The sequence below is a fragment of the Amycolatopsis sp. NPDC004169 genome (assembly GCF_040610315.1).
Lineage (GTDB): Bacteria > Actinomycetota > Actinomycetes > Mycobacteriales > Pseudonocardiaceae > Amycolatopsis.
The window spans coordinates 22,985-41,062 of record NZ_JBEXMD010000020.1 but is presented as its reverse complement, the minus strand read 5'-3'; the positions used below and the strand labels follow the sequence as shown (position 1 = coordinate 41,062).

18 protein-coding genes and 1 pseudogene are annotated in these 18,078 nt (G+C 72.8%); 9 read left to right on the top strand and 10 right to left on the bottom strand.

The annotated features are described in order from the left end of the window. Window positions 1-44 precede the first annotated feature (44 nt). From ABZX11_RS25700 to ABZX11_RS25690, 3 genes are read left to right on the top strand one after another with little or no spacing between them, the layout of a single operon-like run. The gene (locus tag ABZX11_RS25700) at window positions 45-2,084 is read left to right on the top strand and encodes a PQQ-dependent sugar dehydrogenase (protein ID WP_354917517.1); all 2,040 of its coding nucleotides are present in this window, start codon (window positions 45-47) and stop codon (window positions 2,082-2,084) included. Window positions 2,085-2,112: 28 nt separating this feature from the next. Next, complete coding sequence (locus tag ABZX11_RS25695; RefSeq protein ID WP_354917229.1) at window positions 2,113-3,117, top strand: SMP-30/gluconolactonase/LRE family protein; 1,005 nt, start codon at window positions 2,113-2,115, stop codon at window positions 3,115-3,117. Between the two features lie 30 nt (window positions 3,118-3,147). After that, a complete protein-coding gene (locus ABZX11_RS25690) occupies window positions 3,148-4,389 on the top strand; it encodes a prolyl oligopeptidase family serine peptidase (RefSeq protein ID WP_354917226.1) in 1,242 nt (413 codons plus the stop codon). A 16-nt stretch (window positions 4,390-4,405) separates the two neighbouring features. Here ABZX11_RS25690 and ABZX11_RS25685 read toward each other — a convergent pair whose 3' ends face one another. The 5 genes from ABZX11_RS25685 to ABZX11_RS25665 all read right to left on the bottom strand — a co-directional run bounded on the left by ABZX11_RS25685 (window position 4,406) and on the right by ABZX11_RS25665 (window position 9,231). Continuing rightward, window positions 4,406-6,496 (bottom strand): xanthine dehydrogenase family protein molybdopterin-binding subunit, encoded by a 2,091-nt coding sequence (locus ABZX11_RS25685; RefSeq protein ID WP_354917223.1) that lies wholly within the window; start codon window positions 6,494-6,496, stop codon window positions 4,406-4,408. Beyond that, window positions 6,493-7,500 (bottom strand): xanthine dehydrogenase family protein subunit M, encoded by a 1,008-nt coding sequence (locus ABZX11_RS25680; RefSeq protein WP_354917220.1) that lies wholly within the window; start codon window positions 7,498-7,500, stop codon window positions 6,493-6,495. The genes ABZX11_RS25685 and ABZX11_RS25680 overlap by 4 nt, the downstream gene beginning before the upstream one ends. Then, window positions 7,497-8,021, bottom strand: a complete 525-nt coding sequence (locus ABZX11_RS25675; protein ID WP_354917217.1) for a 2Fe-2S iron-sulfur cluster-binding protein — start codon at window positions 8,019-8,021, stop codon at window positions 7,497-7,499. Before ABZX11_RS25675 ends, ABZX11_RS25680 begins: the two co-directional genes overlap by 4 nt. 62 nt (window positions 8,022-8,083) lie before the next feature. Continuing rightward, a complete protein-coding gene (locus ABZX11_RS25670) occupies window positions 8,084-8,599 on the bottom strand; it encodes a VOC family protein (RefSeq protein ID WP_176176858.1) in 516 nt (171 codons plus the stop codon). 68 nt (window positions 8,600-8,667) lie between these two features. After that, window positions 8,668-9,231 (bottom strand): DM13 domain-containing protein, encoded by a 564-nt coding sequence (locus tag ABZX11_RS25665; RefSeq protein ID WP_354917213.1) that lies wholly within the window; start codon window positions 9,229-9,231, stop codon window positions 8,668-8,670. A 129-nt stretch (window positions 9,232-9,360) separates the two neighbouring features. On the opposite strand from ABZX11_RS25665, the gene ABZX11_RS25660 reads away from it, so the two are divergent. Beyond that, entirely contained in the window at window positions 9,361-9,825 is a 465-nt protein-coding gene (locus ABZX11_RS25660; protein WP_354917210.1) for a hypothetical protein, read from the top strand. Between the two features lie 80 nt (window positions 9,826-9,905). On the opposite strand, the gene ABZX11_RS25655 is transcribed toward ABZX11_RS25660, so the two are convergent. Then, window positions 9,906-10,127 (bottom strand): DUF2188 domain-containing protein, encoded by a 222-nt coding sequence (locus tag ABZX11_RS25655; RefSeq protein ID WP_176176855.1) that lies wholly within the window; start codon window positions 10,125-10,127, stop codon window positions 9,906-9,908. 261 nt (window positions 10,128-10,388) lie between these two features. Next, window positions 10,389-10,619: pseudogene (locus ABZX11_RS25650) on the bottom strand (PfkB family carbohydrate kinase); the annotation flags it as partial. A 381-nt stretch (window positions 10,620-11,000) separates the two neighbouring features. Between ABZX11_RS25650 and ABZX11_RS25645 the strand changes: the two are divergent. The 4 genes from ABZX11_RS25645 to ABZX11_RS25630 all read left to right on the top strand — a co-directional run bounded on the left by ABZX11_RS25645 (window position 11,001) and on the right by ABZX11_RS25630 (window position 13,884). After that, window positions 11,001-11,288: a hypothetical protein gene (locus ABZX11_RS25645; protein ID WP_176176853.1), complete on the top strand. Its 288-nt coding sequence runs from the start codon at window positions 11,001-11,003 to the stop codon at window positions 11,286-11,288. A gap of 264 nt (window positions 11,289-11,552) precedes the next feature. Next, on the top strand, window positions 11,553-12,224 hold the full coding sequence (locus ABZX11_RS25640) for an SDR family oxidoreductase (RefSeq protein WP_354917205.1): 672 nt from the start codon (window positions 11,553-11,555) through the stop codon (window positions 12,222-12,224). Between the two features lie 86 nt (window positions 12,225-12,310). Next, window positions 12,311-12,829 (top strand): flavin reductase family protein, encoded by a 519-nt coding sequence (locus ABZX11_RS25635; protein WP_176176851.1) that lies wholly within the window; start codon window positions 12,311-12,313, stop codon window positions 12,827-12,829. Continuing rightward, window positions 12,826-13,884, top strand: a complete 1,059-nt coding sequence (locus tag ABZX11_RS25630; protein ID WP_354917201.1) for a 3,4-dihydroxy-2-butanone-4-phosphate synthase — start codon at window positions 12,826-12,828, stop codon at window positions 13,882-13,884. The genes ABZX11_RS25635 and ABZX11_RS25630 overlap by 4 nt, the downstream gene beginning before the upstream one ends. Window positions 13,885-13,983: 99 nt before the next feature. Here the strand turns inward: ABZX11_RS25630 and ABZX11_RS25625 are convergent, their stop codons facing one another. The 3 genes from ABZX11_RS25625 to ABZX11_RS25615 are packed head-to-tail and all read right to left on the bottom strand — an operon-like array spanning window position 13,984 to window position 17,287. Then, entirely contained in the window at window positions 13,984-14,739 is a 756-nt protein-coding gene (locus ABZX11_RS25625) for an SDR family oxidoreductase (protein WP_176176849.1), read from the bottom strand. Between the two features lie 11 nt (window positions 14,740-14,750). Next, window positions 14,751-15,743 carry an LLM class flavin-dependent oxidoreductase gene (locus ABZX11_RS25620; protein WP_354917197.1) on the bottom strand — a complete coding sequence of 331 codons (993 nt, stop codon included), beginning with the start codon at window positions 15,741-15,743 and terminating at the stop codon, window positions 14,751-14,753. Between the two features lie 11 nt (window positions 15,744-15,754). Then, window positions 15,755-17,287, bottom strand: coding sequence for a long-chain fatty acid--CoA ligase (locus ABZX11_RS25615; protein ID WP_354917194.1), 1,533 nt, complete (start codon window positions 17,285-17,287; stop codon window positions 15,755-15,757). A 115-nt stretch (window positions 17,288-17,402) separates the two neighbouring features. Here ABZX11_RS25615 and ABZX11_RS25610 point away from each other — a divergent pair, with 115 nt between their 5' ends. Then, window positions 17,403-18,020, top strand: a complete 618-nt coding sequence (locus ABZX11_RS25610) for a TetR/AcrR family transcriptional regulator (RefSeq protein WP_176176846.1) — start codon at window positions 17,403-17,405, stop codon at window positions 18,018-18,020. Window positions 18,021-18,078: the final 58 nt, after the last annotated feature.

Sequence of the window (18,078 nt, the reverse complement as noted above, 5' to 3'; positions counted from 1 at the left end):
AACCGTCCGGTCCGGCACCGCTCCGCACCACCGAACGCCGAGCACTGGCCACCACCCTGCTCGTGGGCCTGGGCTTCCTGCTCCCCGCCCCGGCCGCATCCGCCGCCACCGTGGACACCGGTTCTTCCTACGTGCTCGTCAACCGCAGCAGCGGCAAGGCGCTGGAAGTCTCCGGCGGTGCCACCTACGACGGCGCCCGGATCACCCAGCGCACCCGGGACGACCGCGGCCCGCAGCAGTGGCAGTTCGTCGACTCCGGCGGTGGCTTCTACCGGATCAAGTCCCGGCTCAGCGCGCTCGTCCTGACCTTCCCCTCCACCGCCGACCGGGCCGGGCTGGTGCAGAGCGCCGACGCCGGCCGCTCCGGGCAGCAGTTCCGGCTCGCCGGCTCCGCCGGTGGTGACGTCCGGTTGCTCAACCGTGCCAGCGGCAAGGCCGTCGCCACGTCGAGCTCCGCCGACGGTGCGCGGATCGTCCAGCTGCCCGATTCCGGCGGCGCCGACCAGCGGTGGCAGCTGGTCAAGCTCGACACGACGCCGCCGACCGCGCCCTCGAACCCGCGGGCCTCGAACCTGACCTGCACCGGAGTCGTCTTCTCGTGGTCGGCGTCGTCCGATGACGTCGGGGTCGCCTTCTACGACGTCTACCACGACGGGCAGCTCATGAAATCCGTGCCGGGCACGGACCTCTCGGCCGAGCTGACCGTCGTGCCCGGGGCCTCCTGGGGCCTGTACGTCAACGCGCGTGACGCCGCCGGCAACGTCTCGCAGGCCAGTGCCACCGTCCCCATCAGCGTGCCGCAGTGCCAGGCCGACACCGAGCCGCCCAGCACCCCCGGCGGCGTGACGGCGACCGCGTCGGGCACCACCGTCACCGTGCGCTGGGACCCGGCCACCGACAACGTCGGCGTCACCGGCTACGAGATCCTGCGCGACGGCACCGTCGCCGGCTCCACCAGCGGCGCGACCTCGTTCACCGACAGCGGCCTGGCCCCGAACACCGGCTACCGGTACCAGGTGCGGGCGCGCGACGCGCAGGGCAACCGGTCGGCCGCGGGCACCGCGGTCACGGTCACCACCGGTTCTTCGTGCGCCACCGCGTTGTGCTCGGTCACCCGGGTCACCACCGACACCGAGCTGCCGTGGGGCCTGACCACCCTGCCCGACGGGCAGGTGCTCTACAGCCGGCGCGACAGCTTCGAGATCGTCCGGCTCGACCCCGCCACCGGCACGAAAACCGTGGTCGGCAAGATCCCGGACGTCGCGGGCACGGACGGCGAGGGCGGCGTCCTCGGCATCGCCGTGGCCACCGACTTCGCGGCCGACCCGTGGCTGTACGTCATGCACACCAGCTCGACCGACAACCGGGTGGTGCGCGTCCGGTACACCGGCGGCGTGCTCACCGGCACCCCGCAGGTGCTGCTGACCGGCATCCCGCGCAACAAGTACCACAACGGCGGCCGGCTGCGCTTCGGGCCCGACGGGAAGCTCTACCTCTCCACCGGCGACGGCCAGAACGGCGCCTGGGCCCAGGACCTCACCAGCCTCGCCGGCAAGGTCCTGCGGATCAACCGCGACGGCAGCATCCCGTCGGACAACCCCTTCGGCACGGCGGTCTGGAGCTACGGCCACCGCAACCCGCAGGGCCTGGCCTTCGACGCCCAGGGCCGCCTCTGGGAGCAGGAGTTCGGCAACTCCGTCATGGACGAGACCAACCTGATCGTCCGCGGCGGCAACTACGGCTGGCCAGCCTGCGAGGGCACCACGGGCAGCTGCGGGCAAGCCGGCTTCATCGCCCCCAAGCACACCTACCCCGTCGCCGAGGGTTCGTGCAGCGGCATCGCCGTGGTCCGCACCGGCCTCTACGTCGCCTGCGAACGCGGAACCCGGCTGTACCGGGCCGAAATCTCGGGCAACAGCCTGACCGACGTCCAGCAGTACCTCACCGGCACGTACGGGCGGCTGCGCACCGTCGAGCCGTCCGCCGACGGCGGCCTGTGGCTGACCACCAGCAACTACGGCGACAAGGACAGCATTCCCTACAACAGCAACGAAAGCATCTTCAAGGTCGTGCTCGGCCGCTGAACCCCCGGCTCACGAAAGGAGAGCCGTGATGGCTCGCAGGACACTCCACCGTCGCAAGTGGACGGTGACGGCGGCGGCGATCGCGCTCGCGGGCGCGGCGGGCCCCGCGGCGGCAGGCACCACCGCGGACGCCCCGTGCACCCCGGGCGCGACCTACGGCTCGCCGCTGCCGGGCCCGTCGGTGACCGCCCAGCTCGTCCGGGGCGGGTTCACCTTCCTCGAAGGGCCCACCTGGGACCGGCGGACGGGCACGCTGCTGCTGTCGGACATGAGGAACCCCACGGGTCCCCAGGGCGTGCAGCCGTCCACGATGCTCCGGTACACCCCGCCGGCCACCTTCGAGACGTTCATCGCCGACGCCGGCAGCAACGGACTGGCGATCAGCGCCGACGGCACGCGGGTGCTCGCCGCCACCCACGACAACCGCACCGTTTCCGCCTACCGCCTGAGCGACCGCAGCCGGACGACCGTCGCGGCGGGCTACCTCGGCCGCGCGTTCAACTCGCCCAACGACCTGACCACCGGCCAGGACGGCACCACCTACTTCACCGATCCCAGCTACCAGCGCGGCAACCGCGCCGACGAGCAGGGCGGGCGGACCAGCGTCTTCCGCGTGCGCGACGGCGTGGTCGGCCTGGTCGACGACACCCTGCCGCAACCGAACGGCGTCGTGCTCTCCCCCGACGGCAAGACGCTCTACGTGGGCGCCACCGGTGCCGACGTGATCATGAAGTACACCGTCAACGCCGACGGCAGCACCGGCAACCGCACGGTGTTCGCGAACATCCGGACACCCGACGGCGCGACCGTCGACTGCGCGGGCAACGTGTACTGGGTCTCCAACGGCGAAGGGCTCGTGCACGTCTTCTCGCCGTCGGGCGCCCCGCTCGGCACCGTCTCCGCCGGCCGCACCAGCACCAACGCGGCCTTCGGCGGACCGGACGGCCGAACCCTGTACGTCACCTCCAGCGTCTCCGGCGGCGGGTACGGCCTCTACCAGGTGCACCTCGGCGTTCCCGGCCACCCGTACTGAAGTCACCCCGCCCCGGACAAAGGAGTTCGCATGGGGACACCGTTCAGCCGCCGCACCGCACTGGCCGCCGGTGCGGGCCTCACCGCCGGTCTCGCGTGGCCCGGCGTCGCCCACGCCGGTCGAACCGGCGACGTGGGCTTCACGCTCGACGCCGAAACCCTCGACGGCGGCGAGCAGATCACCTCGCTCACGCTCCGGACCGCCCGGTTCGGGCCGATCGACCCCGCGAGCCTGACCACCGGCACGTTCGGCGTGCACGCGCGGGCCACCAGCCCGATCGACACCGGCGGCCAGGACGTCGGCTACGACCTCGACCGGCCCGTGACCGCCGCCCGGCTCGACCACCGCGGCGACGTCGTGCTCGAACTCGGCCACGCCGAAGGCGCGACCGGCGGCAACACCCTCGGCTACGTGAACAGCCGGAGCCGCAACGTCCGGCTCGACTTGGTCTACACCGTCACGCAGAACGCCCCTCTGCGCCTGCGCAATGGCCGCCCGGTCACCTTCACCTCGTTCACGCAGGGCCGGCTGGGCAACCCCGAAGCCGACGCTTTCGGCTACCACACTTCGGGTTCGGGGATGAAGTACCGGTTGTACTCGCCGGCTTCCGGCCGCGGCAGGCGCCCGTTGATCGTCTGGCTCCACGGCGGCGGCGAAGGCGCTTCCCTCCCCGACGGCTACTACGACAACGAGACGACGCTGAGCGCCAACCGGGGCGCGCTCGGCTTCGCCACCCGGGAAGCGCAGTCGATCTTCGGCGGTGCCTACGTCGTCGTCCCGCAGAGCACGTCCGCGTGGATGGACGACGGTCCCCGGTTCGCGCCGCTCATCCGGGAAATCATCGGCGAGGTGCTCGGCACCCGGCCGGTCGATCCCGGGCGGGTCCTCGTGGCGGGCTGCAGCAACGGCGGTTACATGAGCCTGAAGATGACCACGGTCTACCCCCGGACGTTCGCCGCGTCGGTGCCGATCTGCGGCGTCGTCGCCGCCCGGAAGGCGGGTGAACCGCCGCTGATCCCGGACGCGGAGCTGGCCGCGATCGGCACGCCCACCTGGCTGGTCGCCTCCCGCGACGACGACACGGTGGACCCGCAGGCGAACACCGTCCACGCCCACGAGCTCATCCCCCGCTCACTGGTGACGCTCTACGACCAGGTCGTGTGGGACGGCCACCGGTTCCCGGGCCACTGGTCGTGGATCTACGTGGCCCGCAACGACCCGGCCGCCGGCGCCACCCACGTCTGGCAGTGGATGGCGCGGCAGCACCGCTGAAGCGGCCGGGTGTTCGTCACGGAAGGGCGGGCAGCAGCGCGTCGAGGGTGATCGGCAGCTTTCGCACCCGTACCCCGGTCGCGTGGTACACCGCGTTCGCGACCGCCGCCGCCGTTCCGACGATGCCGATCTCGCCGACGCCCTTGGTGCCCATCGGGTTGAGGTGCGGGTCGTGCTCGTCGATCCAGTCGGCGCGCAGGTCGGCGACGTCGGCGTTGGTGGCGATGTGGTACTCGGCCAGGTCGTGGTTGACCACGTGCCCGGTGCGCGGGTCCATCGTGCCGGTCTCGAACAGCGCCATGGACAGCCCCATCGTCATCCCGCCGAGGAGCTGGGACCGGGCGGTCACCGGGTTGACGATCCGGCCGGCCGCGAACGTGCCGTACAGCCGGGGAACGCGGAGCTCGCCGGTGTCGGCGTCCACCCGCACCTCGGCGAACTGCGCGCCGAAGGCGTACATCGAGTACTGCTCCTCGGCCGGGTTTTCCGGCGTCTCCGCGCTCGCCTCCGCGCCCTCGCCCGGGTCGGTGCCGAACTTCTCGCGGAACGCCCCGGCCGCCGCGACCACCGCGGCGCCCCAGGACGCCGTGCCGGACGAGCCGCCCGCGACGGTCGCCTTCGGGTAGTCCGTGTCGCCGATGCGGGCTTCGACGTCCGACGCGGGCACGCCGAGGGCGTCGGCGGCGATCTGCGGCAGGATCGTCCGGGCCCCGGTGCCGAGGTCGGCGGCACCGATCTCCACGGCGTAGCGGCCGCCTTCGAAGCGGATCAGCGCCGTGGACCCGGGCGAGCGCTTCGCCGGGTACACCGACGCCGCCACCCCGGTCCCGGTCAGCCAGCGGCCGTCGCGGCGGACGCCGGGCCGCGGATCCCGTTCGCCCCAGCCGAAGCGCTCGGCCCCGGTGCGCAGGCAGGCGACGAGGTTGCGGCTGGAGAACGGCCGCCCGTTCTCCGGGTCCCGCTCGGGCTCGTTGCGCACCCGCAGCTCGACCGGGTCCACGCCGAGGGCCACCGCGAGCTCGTCCATCGCGACCTCGGGCCCGAACATGCCCGGGCACTCCCCCGGCGCCCGCATCCACGACGGCACCGGCACGTCCAGCGCGGCGAGCCGGTGGCTGGTGGCCCGGTTCGGCGCCGCGTACATCATCCGCGCCGGCACACCGGTCTGCTCGGCGTACTCCTTGATCCGGGACGTCTGCTCGACGACGTCGACCCGCAGCGCCCGCAGCCGTCCGTCGCGGCCGGCGCCGAGCCGGACGCGCTGGATCGTGGGCGTGCGGTAGCCGGTGAGGGTGAACATCTGCTGCCGGGTCAGCGCGAGCTTCACCGGGCGGCCCGGCACCGCGCGGGCGGCCAGCGCGGCGAGCACGACGTTCGCGTGCGCGGTGCCCTTCGAGCCGAACCCGCCGCCGACGTGCGGGCAGCGCACCCGGATCCGGTCCTCGGGCAGCCCGAACACCCCGGCGAGCGCCGAACGCACCGAGTGGACGCCCTGGGTGGAATCCCACACGGTCAGCACCCCGTCGGCCCACAACGCGGTCGTCGCGTGCGGTTCCAGCGGGTTGTTGTGCTGCATCGCCGTCGTGTACGTCTCGTCGATGGTCACCTCGACCCGTTCGAGCTCCGCGTCGGCGTCGCCCTGCCCGGTGTCGGTCGGGAAGCCGGCGTTCACCGAATCCGGCGCGTACAGGTCGGACCGGCCGGCGTCGAGTTCGACGTCGTGCGGCTCGGTGTCGTAGCCGACCGTCACCAGGTCCGCCGCGTGGCGGGCGGTTTCCGGGGTCTCGGCCAGCACCAGCGCGACGGCGGACCCGCGGAAGGGCACCGCGGTGTCCTGCAGCACGGCCAGCTCGGCGTCGTCGGTGCCGGCCAGGCGTTCGGCGGTGAACGGCGTGAGCACCGCCACCACGCCGTCGAGGCTTTCGGCGGCCACGGTGGCGATCCGGGTGCAGCGGCCGCGGCCGACCGTGGCCTGCACCGGGTGGGCGTACAGCGGCCGGTCCGCCGGGGCCTCGAAGGCGTACGGCGCGGTCCCGGTCACCTTGGCCGGGCCGTCGCGGCGGGTGGTCGCGGTTCCGATGGCGTGCGGTTCGAGCAGCTCGGTCACGGGTTCGGCTCCCCTGCGGTCAGCTCGCGCAGCACCGCGGCCAGGGTGCGGCGGACGAGCGGGATCTTGAAGGCGTTGCCGCCGTCGACGCCCTCGAGCGCGCGGGCGCCCGCCAGCTCGGCGGCCGCGGCGGCCGCGAACGCCTCCTCGTCCGGCCGCGCTCCGCGCAGCACGGCTTCCGCCTCGGTGGCCCGCCACGGTTTGTGCGCGACACCGCCGAGTGCGAGCCGGACGTCGTCGATCCGGCCGTCCACAAGGGACACTCCGGCGGCGACCGAGACGAGCGCGAACGCGTACGACGCCCGGTCCCGGACCTTGCGGTAGGCCGACCGCCGCGCCCACGGCACGGCCGGCAGGGTGAAGCCGGTGATCAGCTCGCCGTGGGCGAGGACGGTGTCGCGTTCGGGGTGGTCACCGGGCAGCCGGTGCAGGTCCGTGAAAGCGATTTCCCGCTCGCCGGCCGTCCCCGTCACGTGGACCCGCGCGTCCAGGGCCACCATGGCGACGGCCAGGTCGGACGGGTGCGTGGCCACGCACGACGGGGACGCGCCGAGGATCGCGTGCTGCCGGGTGGCGCCGCCGATCGCCGAGCACCCGGTCCCCGGTGCGCGCTTGTTGCACGGCGTCGTGACGTCCTGGAAGTACAGGCACCGCGTGCGCTGCAACGGGTTCCCGCCGGTGGTGGCCATGTTGCGCAGCTGGGCCGACGCGCCGGCGAGCAGCGCTTCGGCCAGGACCGGGTACCGGCGGCGGACCACGCCGTCGGCCGCCAGGTCGCTGTTGCGGACGCCGGCCCCGACGTACAGGCTGCCGTCGTCGTTCTCGCGGATCTCGCCGGACGTCGCGGCGGTGACGTCGACGACCCGGCCGGGCCGGGCCACGCCCAGCTTCAGGTGGTCGACGAGGTTGGTGCCGCCGCCGAGGAACACCGCGTCCGGGTCCGCGGCCACGGCCCGCACGGCCTCGGCGACGGTGCCGGCCTTGGCGAAGGCGAAGGTCTTCATCGCGACTCCCGGACGGCGGCGACGATCCCGGCGTAGGCCCCGCAGCGGCAGAGGTTGCCGCTCATCCGTTCGGCGATCTCCTCGTCGGACCACTGTGGAGCGCCGCTCACGGGCGAGGTGACGTGGCTGGGGAACCCGTCGGCGAACTCGGCCAGCAACCCGGCCGCCGAGCAGATCTGGCCGGGCGTGCAGTACCCGCACTGGAAGGCGTCGTGGTCGAGGAAGGCCTGCTGGATCGGGTGCAGCCCGCCGTCCCGCGCCAGCCCGGCCGCGGTCGTGACGTCGGCGCCGTCGCAGGTCACGGCCAGGGTCAGGCAGGCGAGCACCCGGCGGCCGCCGGCCAGCACGGTGCAGGAGCCGCACTGGCCGTGGTCACAGCCCTTCTTCGCGACCGGCTCGCCGAGCTGGTCGCGGATGAGGTCGAGCAACGTGCGCCGCGGGTCCACCGCCAGCCGGTGCTCGGTGCCGTCGACCCGCACCGTGATCGTGGGTTCGGTTCCGGTGTCTTCGCTCGCCGCCATGAAGCCGCCCTCTCGGTGGGATCATTCGGCATACCCGCCGGGAGCGGGACGAAACCGGGTCGCTACGAGGTGATCACCGCGCTCGCCCGGCCCCTGGCCCGGCCGCTGAGCTCCGCGTCGAGGGTTTCCTGGGCGTAGCGCATCTGCTCCTGGTACCGCGGCTCGGCCAGCCGCCGCATGCCTTCCTCCGGAGCGACCGCCTCGGCCACCGCGGTGATCCACCAGATGTTGCCGAACGGGTCGCGCACCCGGCCGCCGCGCTGGCCGAAAGCGTTGTCGGTCAGTGCCGTCACCTCGCGGGCGCCCGCCTGCAGGGCGGCGGCGAACGCGACGTCGGCGTCGGGGACGAAGACGCGCAGCAGGGACGGCATCTCCGGCCAGTCGTCGCGCTGGTCGAACGCGAGCACGACGGTGTCGCCGACCCGGATCTCGGCGTGGCCGATGCTGCCGTCCTCCAGCGGCACCCGGCCCAGTTCGACGCCGCCGAAGGCCGCGGTGACGAAGTCCAGCAGCGCACCGGTGTCCGGGGTGACGACCCAGGGGGCGACCGCGGTGTAACCGTCGGGGGTGGCAGTCATCGTGAGTCCCTCTCGCTCGTTGGTGAACTCACGCTAACGGCGATATAGGACAGTTCCCGTCCGCACGGTCAGGTCGCCGTGCGGGTCAGCTCCGCCGCGCCGAACGACACGTCGAAGCGGTCGCACCACAGGCTCACGCTCGTGTAGCCGGCCAGGTCGGTACCCGCGGGCAGCGGGTAGTTCTGGTTCCCCTTGTTGCCCTTGAGCTTGCCCGCGTCGAGGTGCTTCCCGTCGTCGAAGACGCCCCAGCCGTCCTTGCCCGGTTTCACCGGTGCGTCGGTGAGCCAGACGTGCACGTCGGGGCCGCTGCTCGTCGCGAGGTTCTCCAACCGCAGCACGAGCGAGCCGTCGGCGGCGCGGATCACCCGGACGGTACCCGCGGTCCGGTGCTCGTGGCTGATCAGCGAACCGGCCGCCACCTCGGCCGGCGAGGACGGCGCGGCAGGCGCGGAAGGTGCGGCCGAGGACGGCGGCGCCGAGACCGCCGGAACCGGCAGACTTTCTTCGACCGTCTCGTCCACCCACAGCTGCCACGGCTGGAACCAGTACAGGCCCGCCGCGACGGCGATCAGGCCCGCCACCAGCGCGCCGGCCAACCAGGGCCAGGTCGGCAGGCGCCGCGTGCGGTTCATCCGGTACTCCTCCGTCGTCGAGTTCGAACCGTATTGAACCGGAGAAATCGCCCGGCCGGGCTCCCGCGCGCGGTTACCGATCTCTTACGCGGCCGGTTGTGCCGGCCCACCCCGGGGTACGCGGGGCCGATGACCGACAACCGGGATCCCGCGGCGGGCGTGACCGCCCGGCAGTTCACCGACGACCTGCTCGACGCCGCGGCGGACGGTGCCCATGACGAAGTCACGGGGGCGGTGGCCGTCCTGGCCCGCGCCGGTCCGACGCGGGTGGCGGCCGAGGTGGCCGACGAGCTGGTCGGCCGGTGCGCGGCGGCGATCGGCCCGCGGTGGAACGACGCCTTCTTCACGGTCGTCGTCGAAGACGCCGCGGGGAGGGCTGCCGAGGTCGAGCGGCTGCCGCCCGGGCCCCGGGCGGCGTTGCGCGCGCTGCTGGCGGCGCTCAACGACGACCAGCCGAGCCGGGACATCCACATCGAGCTGGCGACGCGCGGCCGTCCGGCTGATCTGGTCGCCGTGTTCACCCACCTGGTGGTCTGGTACCTGGAACTGTCCGGTCCGGCCGACTTGCCGTTCCTCAGCTGCTTCACCGAGTGAGCCCGGGTGATCCGCTCGGCAGGGTCCCGCTTCCGCTCGGCGAAGGCCGGGGGGACGACCTGCGAGCGGAAGCGGGAGGCTCAGCAGGCCGGTCCGGCGCGCGGCCGGTAGTCGCGTTCGCTTTCGACGTCGCCGTCGGGGGTGTGGACCAGGTGCCCCACCCGGCGCTTCCGCGCCGCCAGCCGGCCGGCCACGACCGCGTCGACGCGGCGCGGGGAGGTGTTGGAGGCCCGGGTGCCGCCTTCGACCCGGTTCTTCCACACACCGTCCTCGTACACGGTGTGCACGTCTCCATCGGCCACGGGATTTCCCTCCAGCGCAAGGCAGTTCGCCGGTCCCGGGTGGTCGGTGGCCGTCACGGGCACGGGTTCCCCCGGGGTCGGCGGTGGCACGGCCCGCACCGGCGTCCGGAAATCGCGGGGGGTACCTCCGGACGGCGGCGCGGCACGCGCGGGCAGACCCGTCGCCAACACGTGTGACGGGCCGGCACGTCCGGAGGGGCTGAAGACGAACCAGCCGACGGGTACCCGGCCGCGGCGGAGGTCGAAACTCCGCCATTCGGGTCACGCGCGCGGGCTGACCTCTCCGGCCAGGACCCGCTGTTCGACGTCGGCCGCCGCGGCCTCGCCGTACGTGGCGCGCAGCCGGGCGAGGAACTCCTCGGGCTCGAACACGTACTCCTGGCCCCCGGCCGATCCGAGCGCGATGGCGGCCAGCGCGGCGCCCATCCGGGCCGCCTGCTCGATCCCGGTTCCCCGGCTGAGCCCGGCCAGGAAGCCGGCGCAGAAGGCGTCGCCGGTGCCCGCCGGGGTCGACGACCCCGGCGGTCGGCACGGCGAGGATCGTCAACGGCGGTTCGGTCGCGGATTCGATCCGGACGCCGTTCTCGCCGAGCGTGGTGACCCAGCGCCCGACCCGCAGCAGGACGTCGCGGCCGGTCCAGCCGGTGGCCGCCAGCAGCAGGTCGTGCTCGTATTCGATAGCCGTGCGCGCGGCAGTCGCGGGTGTGCCGGAGCATGGCGTCGGGATCGTTGGGGGCGATCAGCACCAGGTCGAGGCCGCCGTGGTGGGCGGCGACGCGGGCGAGGTCGATGTCGCGGGCTTCGCTCATCGCCCCGGCGTAGAACGAGGCGATCCGGGGTTCTGGGACCGCGCTGCGCCACATCCGCGCGCTGGTGAAGACGAACTTCCTGGTCGCCGAGCCGGTGTGCACCGGCGAAAACGGCGCGCTGCAACGGCCTTACCGCGCCACCGCGCGCACCTGGGGCCTGACCATCATGCCCGACGACGCCGGCCTGGCCCAGCAGGTCGACCTGGCCGTGCTCGGCGCCCACCACGCCGAGCTGATCGCCGAGTTCGAGGACGAGCCCGACGGCGAGCCGCTGAGCTACCTGTGGTCACTCGCCGCGCAGGCCCAGCTCGACCTCGACCCCCGGGACAGCGGGGGCGCCGACCCCGATTGACCGAACGGCCGGACCGGTGGTTGACTGTTTTCGTCCGCCACCGAAGAAGATCTGTTTCGGTTGTCCGAGAATCGCCCGTCCGTCCGATCGACGCGTTCGCCCCCGGCGGCGTTCGCCCGTCGATAACCGGTTCGGACCACTTCGTGCTGGGCTCACGAAAGCGCTTTCCCGTCGCGCAGAAACACCCGATCAGAGCAATTGCGAAAAGGGGTCTCCCCGGTGGCGTTGCCACCCGGGGCAGTCCGCCACGAGAAGGGGAATCGAATGAAGATCGTCATCGCCGGCGGCCACGGCAAGATCGCCTTGCGGCTGACCCGGCAGCTCGCGCGGCGGGGTGACTCCGTCGTCGGCATCGTCCGCAACCCCCGCCACGTCGACGACGTCGAACGCGCGGGCGGGAAGGCCGTGGTGCTCGACCTCGAGCACGCCACGGTGGACGAGGTGGCCACGGTCCTCGTCGGCGCGGACGCGGCCGTCTTCTCGGCGGGCTCGGGCAACGCCGCCACCGCCGCCCGCCGGGACCGGATGGACCGGGCCGCCGTCGTGCTGGTCATGGACGCGGCCGAACAGGCCGGGGTGCGCCGGTTCGTGCACGTCAGCTCGATCAACGTCGGCTGCGCCGACGACCGCGGCATCGGCGAGGGCTACGCCATCTACCTGCAGGCCAAGCGCGCCTCCGAACAGCACATCTTCGAGCGCGACAAGCTCGACTGGACGGTGCTGCGGCCCGGCGTGCTGACCGACGGCGACGGCGACGGCACCGTCGAGCTCACGCCGGGGAACCGGGTCGCCCCGAAGCGCGCCCGGTTCGACCAGGTCGCGCGGGAAGACGTCGCCGCCGTGCTCGTGGGGCTGCTCGACCGGCCCGCCACGGCAGGCCGGATCTACGTGGTGGTCGGCGGGAAGACCCCGATCGAGGCCGCGATCGACGCCTGACGCCGTCGCCGGAAGGCGAGGCGAGCTCCACCCGTATCGGCAGCGAGTGCCCCGGTCCTCACCGGCCGGGTCCTGGGGAGGCTACCGTGACCACCGTCCCTTCCACCGGCCACCGCGCGGCGGTCCTGCGCCAGGCCTTCGCCTGCTTTCCCAGCGGGGTGACGGCGCTCGGCGCAGTGGCCGGCGGCGCACCGGCCGGCATGGCCGTCAGCTCGTTCACCTCGGTGTCCCTCGAGCCGGCACTGCTGTCGGTCTGCGTGCGCAACGCCTCGGCGACCTGGCCGCAGCTGCGGGCGTCCCCGCGGCTCGGCCTCAGCGTGCTGGCCGAGCACCAGGCCGCGGCGGGCCGCCGGCTGGCCGGGAAGACCGGCGACCGGTTCGCCGGGGTGGGCTGGTGGGCCAGCGACGACGGCGCGCTCTTCGTCCTGGGTGCCTCGGCCTGGTTCGACTGCTCGGTCCGGGCCGAGGTGCCTGCCGGCGACCACACGGTCGTGCTGCTGGAGGTCCACGGGCTGCACGCGAACCCCGACGTCCCGCCGCTGGTCTTCCACGGCAGCCGGTTCCGCCGCCTGGAGCTCGGCGAGCTCGCCGTGGGGGCGTCATGAGCGTCCGGCTCACCCCCGCCCGCCCGGCGGCCGCGCCGATCGGCCCGGCGCTCGCCGCCGTGGCGGCAGGCGAACCGGTGGTGCTCGTCGACGACCACGCCCCGGCCGGTTTCCTGGTGGCCGCCGCGGAAACCGTCACCACCGCGGTGACCGCGTTCCTGGTCCGGCACTCGTCGGGGCTGCTGTGCGTCTCGCTGCCCGGTGCCGAGTGCGACCGCCTCGACCTGCCCCCGATGCCGCGCGCGAGCCGGTTCGAAGCGTGCGTGACGGTGGACGCGGCCACCGGCATCACCACCGGGATCTCCGCCCACGACCGGGCGCGCACCGCGGCGCTGCTCGCGGCCGCGGGCTCGACCGGACACGATTTCACCCGTCCGGGGCACGTGATCCCGGTGCGTCACGCGGCCGGCGGCGTGCTCCACCGCCGGGGCGTGGCCGAGGCGGCGGCGGACCTGGCCCGCGCGGCCGGACGGCGGCCGGCCGCACTCTTCGCCGCCCTGGTCGGGCTCAGCCGGCCCACCGAGCTCGCCGGGCCATCCGAGCTGGCCCGGTTCGCCGAGGACCACGGCCTCGCCGTGGTGTCGGTCGGCGACCTGGTCACCCACCGGCTGAGCCGCGACCCGCTGGTCACCCGCCGGGCCACGACCGGGGCGGTCTCGGACCTGGTGCGCGCGATCGGGTACACCGGCGCGTTCGACGGCGCGGAGCACCTCGCCCTGGTCACCGGCAGCCTGGCCGGAGCCGACGACGTCCCGGTGTACGTCCACCGCGAGTGCCCGGCCGGGGACGTGCCGGGCTGGCTGCGCTGCGCGTGCCGTCCCGGGCTGGACACGGCCTTGACGGCCATCACGGCCGAGGGGTGCGGCGTCGTCGTGCACCTGAAGCCGAACCGCTTCCGGGCGGGCGAATCCGGCGAAGAAGAATTCCGTTCCGCCGTCGCGGCCGTCATCGTTCAGGATCTGGGCGTGCGCTCGGTGCGATTGCCGGCCGGTCAGGAAGCACATCGGGCCGCGTTCGAACTCCGTGGCGTTCCGGCCGGCCGGTTCGGCGGCTGATTTCCGCCGCTTCCGGAAACGGTTTCCCCGCGATTCGGAATGCGGGATCCGGCCCGGCGGGAAACGGTGGGGCCGCCGGGAGCGGCCCCACCCGCCCCGTCACACGAGGGACGCGGTCAGCCCGCCGTCGAGGACGTAGTGACTGCCGGTGACCCAGCTCGCCCGGTCCGACGCCAGGAACGCCGCGACCTCCGCGATGTCCTGCGGCGTGCCCAGCCGGCCCTGCTTGGCCGCGACCAGGTCGCCGAACGGGACCTGGGTCGCCGCCTCGAAGTCGGGGACCAGGCGCTCGACCATCGCCGTGTCCGCGAAGCCCGGGCAGACCGCGTTGACCCGGACGCCCGTCGGGCGCATCTCGACCGCCGCCACCCGGGTCAGCTGGATGACCGCGGCCTTCGTCGCGCAGTACGAACCGAGCAGCGGGCTGCCGCCGATGCCCGCGATCGAGGCGATGTTGACGATGTTGCCCTTGGACTCCACCAGGTGCGGCGTCGCCGCCTTCATCGTCACGAAGGTGCCGCGCACGTTGACCGCGAAGATCTTGTCGAAGCTCTCCGTCGGCTGCTGCAGCAGCGGGGACGACACCTCGATGCCGGCGTTGTTGACCAGGACGTCGAGGCCGCCGAGGAGGTCGACCGTCTGCTGGATGGCCGCCTGGACCTGGGTTTCGTCGGTGACGTCGCAGTTGGCGACCCCGGCCGCGCCGATCTCGTCGGCCGCCTGCTTGGCCGAGAGGGAGTCGAGGTCGCTCACGACGACCCGGGCGCCGCGTTCGGTGAACAGCGCCGCGATCGCCTTGCCGATGCCGGCACCGGAGCCGGTGACGAAGACGCGCTTTCCTTCGAGTTCGGACATGCTGGTCCCTTTCACATCGCTTCGATCTTGGGGAGGATCTCTTCCTTGAGCCGCTTCATGTCGTCCAGCGTCTTCGCCACCGGGACGTCCTGGAAGGGCGGCCACAGGAACGGCATCGTCAGCCCGGCTTCCCGGTAGCGCTTGAGCTGGTCGGTGATCTGCGCCTGCGAACCCACGAGCAGGTTGGTGCCCTTGCCCAGCGGGCTCTGGTCCATGTCCTCGTCGGTGATGACGAACCAGATCATGCTGGCGATCTCGAGGTCGTCGACCGAGCGCGGGGTGTCGAGGGCCTCCAGCTCGCGCTGGATCTCGGCGCGCCAGCGCCGGATGTCCTCGGGCGAGTCCTGGATGCCGATCCAGCCGGACAGCCCGTACTTCGCGATCCGGGCGGCCGAGCGCTTGGCGTCCTTGAGGCCGCTGAAGAAGATCGGCGGGTGCGGCTTCTGCACCGGCTTGGCGCCGAACCCGCTGCGCTGGAAGTCGGCGAACTCGCCGTGGTACTCGAACAGGTCGTTGGTCCAGATGCCCTGCATGATCTCCAGGGTTTCCCGGACGTGCTTGTGCCGCTTGGGGAAGATGTGCGACGCGCTCGCGGCGGCGAACTCCTCGGGCATCCAGCCGGAGCCGACGGCCACGTTCAGCCGGCCGCCGCAGAGGTGGTCGATGGTGGCCAGCTCCGCGGCCAGGACGCCGGGCGCGCGGTAGGGCGTGTCGATGATGCTCATGCCGATCCGCACCTTCGACGTCTTCGCCGCCAGCCACGGGATGAGCGGCATGCCCTGGAGGAACTCGCCGCGCGAGCTGACCGGCAGGCCCTTGGGGAACCCGTCGATCATGCCGAAGGCGTACTGCATCTCCTGGGTGTCCGACGTCTCCGGCACGATGATCCGGTCCAGCGTCCAGACCGAGTCGAAGTCGAGGTCCTCGGCCAGTGCGGTGAGGTCCTCGAGCTCCCGCACGGTCACCTTGTCGCGGAAGTTCGGGAGGTAGAGCGCGAGTTTCATGATGTTTCCCTTCAGCGGGTGGTGAGGGTCGTGCGGATCTCGGCCTTCAGCACCTTGCCGACGGTCGAGCGGGGCAGGTCCGGCCAGACTTCGATCTGCTTGGGCGCCTTGACGCTGCCGATGCGGTCCTTGACGAACGCGATCAGCTCGGCGCTGTCCAGCTCCCGGCCGGGGCGGAGCTGGACGACGGCGGTGACGCGCTCGCCCCACTTCTCGTCGGGCAGGCCGACCACGGCGCAGTCGCGGACCGCGTCGTGGGCCAGCACCGCCTGCTCGACCTCGGCGGAGTAGACGTTGAACCCGCCGGTGATGACCATGTCCTTGGCGCGGTCGACGATGTGGAGGAAGCCTTCGCCGTCGAGGAAGCCGATGTCACCGGTGTGGTGCCAGCCGTGGGCGGAGGCTTCCGCGGTGGCCTCCGGGTTGCGGTAGTAGCCGGCCATCACCAGCGAGCCGCGCACGCAGATTTCGCCGCGTTCGCCTTGCGCCACGGCGTTTCCGCCGTCGTCCAGGATCGCCACGGTGACCAGCGGTGACGGGCGCCCGGCGGAGGCCAGCCGTCCGGTGTGGACAGTCCCATCGGGACGGCGGTGCTCGGCGGGCGACATCGTCGAGATCATCATCGGGGCCTCGGACTGGCCGAACAGCTGGGCCATCGGCCCGATCCGGTCGAGGGCTTCGGCCAGCCGGGTCACCGACATCGGGGCCGCGCCGTACCAGAAGCACTGCAGCGACGAGAGATCCGTGCGGTCCAGGGCTTCGTGGCCGAGCACCAGGTAGATCAGCGTCGGCGGCAGGAACGTGTGGGTGACGCGGTGGCGTTCGATCAGCTCCAGGAACCGGCCGACGTCGGGCTTCGGCATGATCACCACCTCGCCGCCGCGGGCCAGCACCGGGAAGCAGAGGACGCCGGCCGCGTGCGTCAGCGGGGCCAGGGCCAGGTAGACCGGGCGCCCCTCGAACGGGTAGCTCATCAGCGTGATCGCCGACATGACTTCGAGGTTGCGGCCGGTGAGCATGACGCCCTTGGGCCGGCCGGTCGTGCCGCCGGTGCCCACGAGGGCGACGACGTCGTCCGGTGGGGCGGCGACCGCGGGCGGGCCGGCTTTCGCGGCGTCGAGCCAGTCGTCGAAGCCGGGGGCGAAGCCGTCGCCGTCGCCGAGGCGCACGAGCGTGGTCAGCTTCGGCAGCTGCGGGGCGATCCGGCGGACCAGGTCTTCGAAGGCGGGCTGGAAGACCAGCGCGGTGCAGTCGAAGAGGTCGAGGAGCTCGGCGTTCTCCGCGGCCGCGTTGCGCGGGTTGATCGGGCACCACACCGCGCCGGCCCGCGAGATGCCGAAGACGCAGGTGAACGCGGTCGGGTCGTTGGCCGAGAGGATGCCGACCTTGTCCCCCGGGGCGACACCGGAACGCCGCAACGCCCGGGCGACGGCCTCGGCGAGCTCGACGACCTCCGCGTAGGAACGGGACACCCCGTCGAGGGTCAAGCAGGGCGCTCCGGGGTCCACGGAGACGCCTTTCTCCAGGTAGAAGAACAGAGACATCGTCGTCCCTCCCGACTTCGCCGGCGGCTGGTGACGACCATGACGGCCATTTGGACGAATGTCAAGATTTTCTTGGACGATTGGTCAGAAACACCTCGGGTGGTACCTTGGGGCGGTGACCAGCGCACCCGCCGTGAGGCGCCGGACCCCAGCCGACAAGTTCGAGGACCGCCGCCGGGAACTGGCCGACGCGGCGCTCCTGGCCTTGGCGGACCTCGGCTACGCCCGCACCAGCCTGCGCACGATCGCGGAGCACACGAAGTTCTCCCACGGGCTGCTGCACTACTACTTCGCCGACAAGGTCGAGCTGATCACCTACTGCGTGCGCCGCTACAAGGCCGCGTGCGTCCAGCGCTACGAGGGCGGCGTCGGCGAGGCGGCCACCGCGGCCGAGCTGGCGGCCGCCTGCGCGGACGGACTGGCGGCCGCGCTCGGCGAAGCGCCCCTGATGCACCGGATGTGGTACGACCTGCGCACGCAGTCGCTGTTCGAGCCGGCGTTCCGCGACGATGTCGCCGAGATCGACGCCAGCCTGCAGGACATGATCTGGCGCAACGTGAGCGCGTACGCCGGGCTCGCGGGCGCCGAGCCGACCTGCTCGGCGGCGGACGCGTACGCGTTGTTCGACGGGCTGTTCCAGCAGGCGCTGCTGCGGCACCTCGCGGGCGAGGAGACAGCCCTGGACGATTTGCGGCGCGGGGTGCGGGAGCTGTTCCCCCGTCTGGTGGGCTGATCGCGGCCAGGCTCTCCCCGCCCGAAAGGGCACCGGGCAGGGCACATTTACCCGCCTT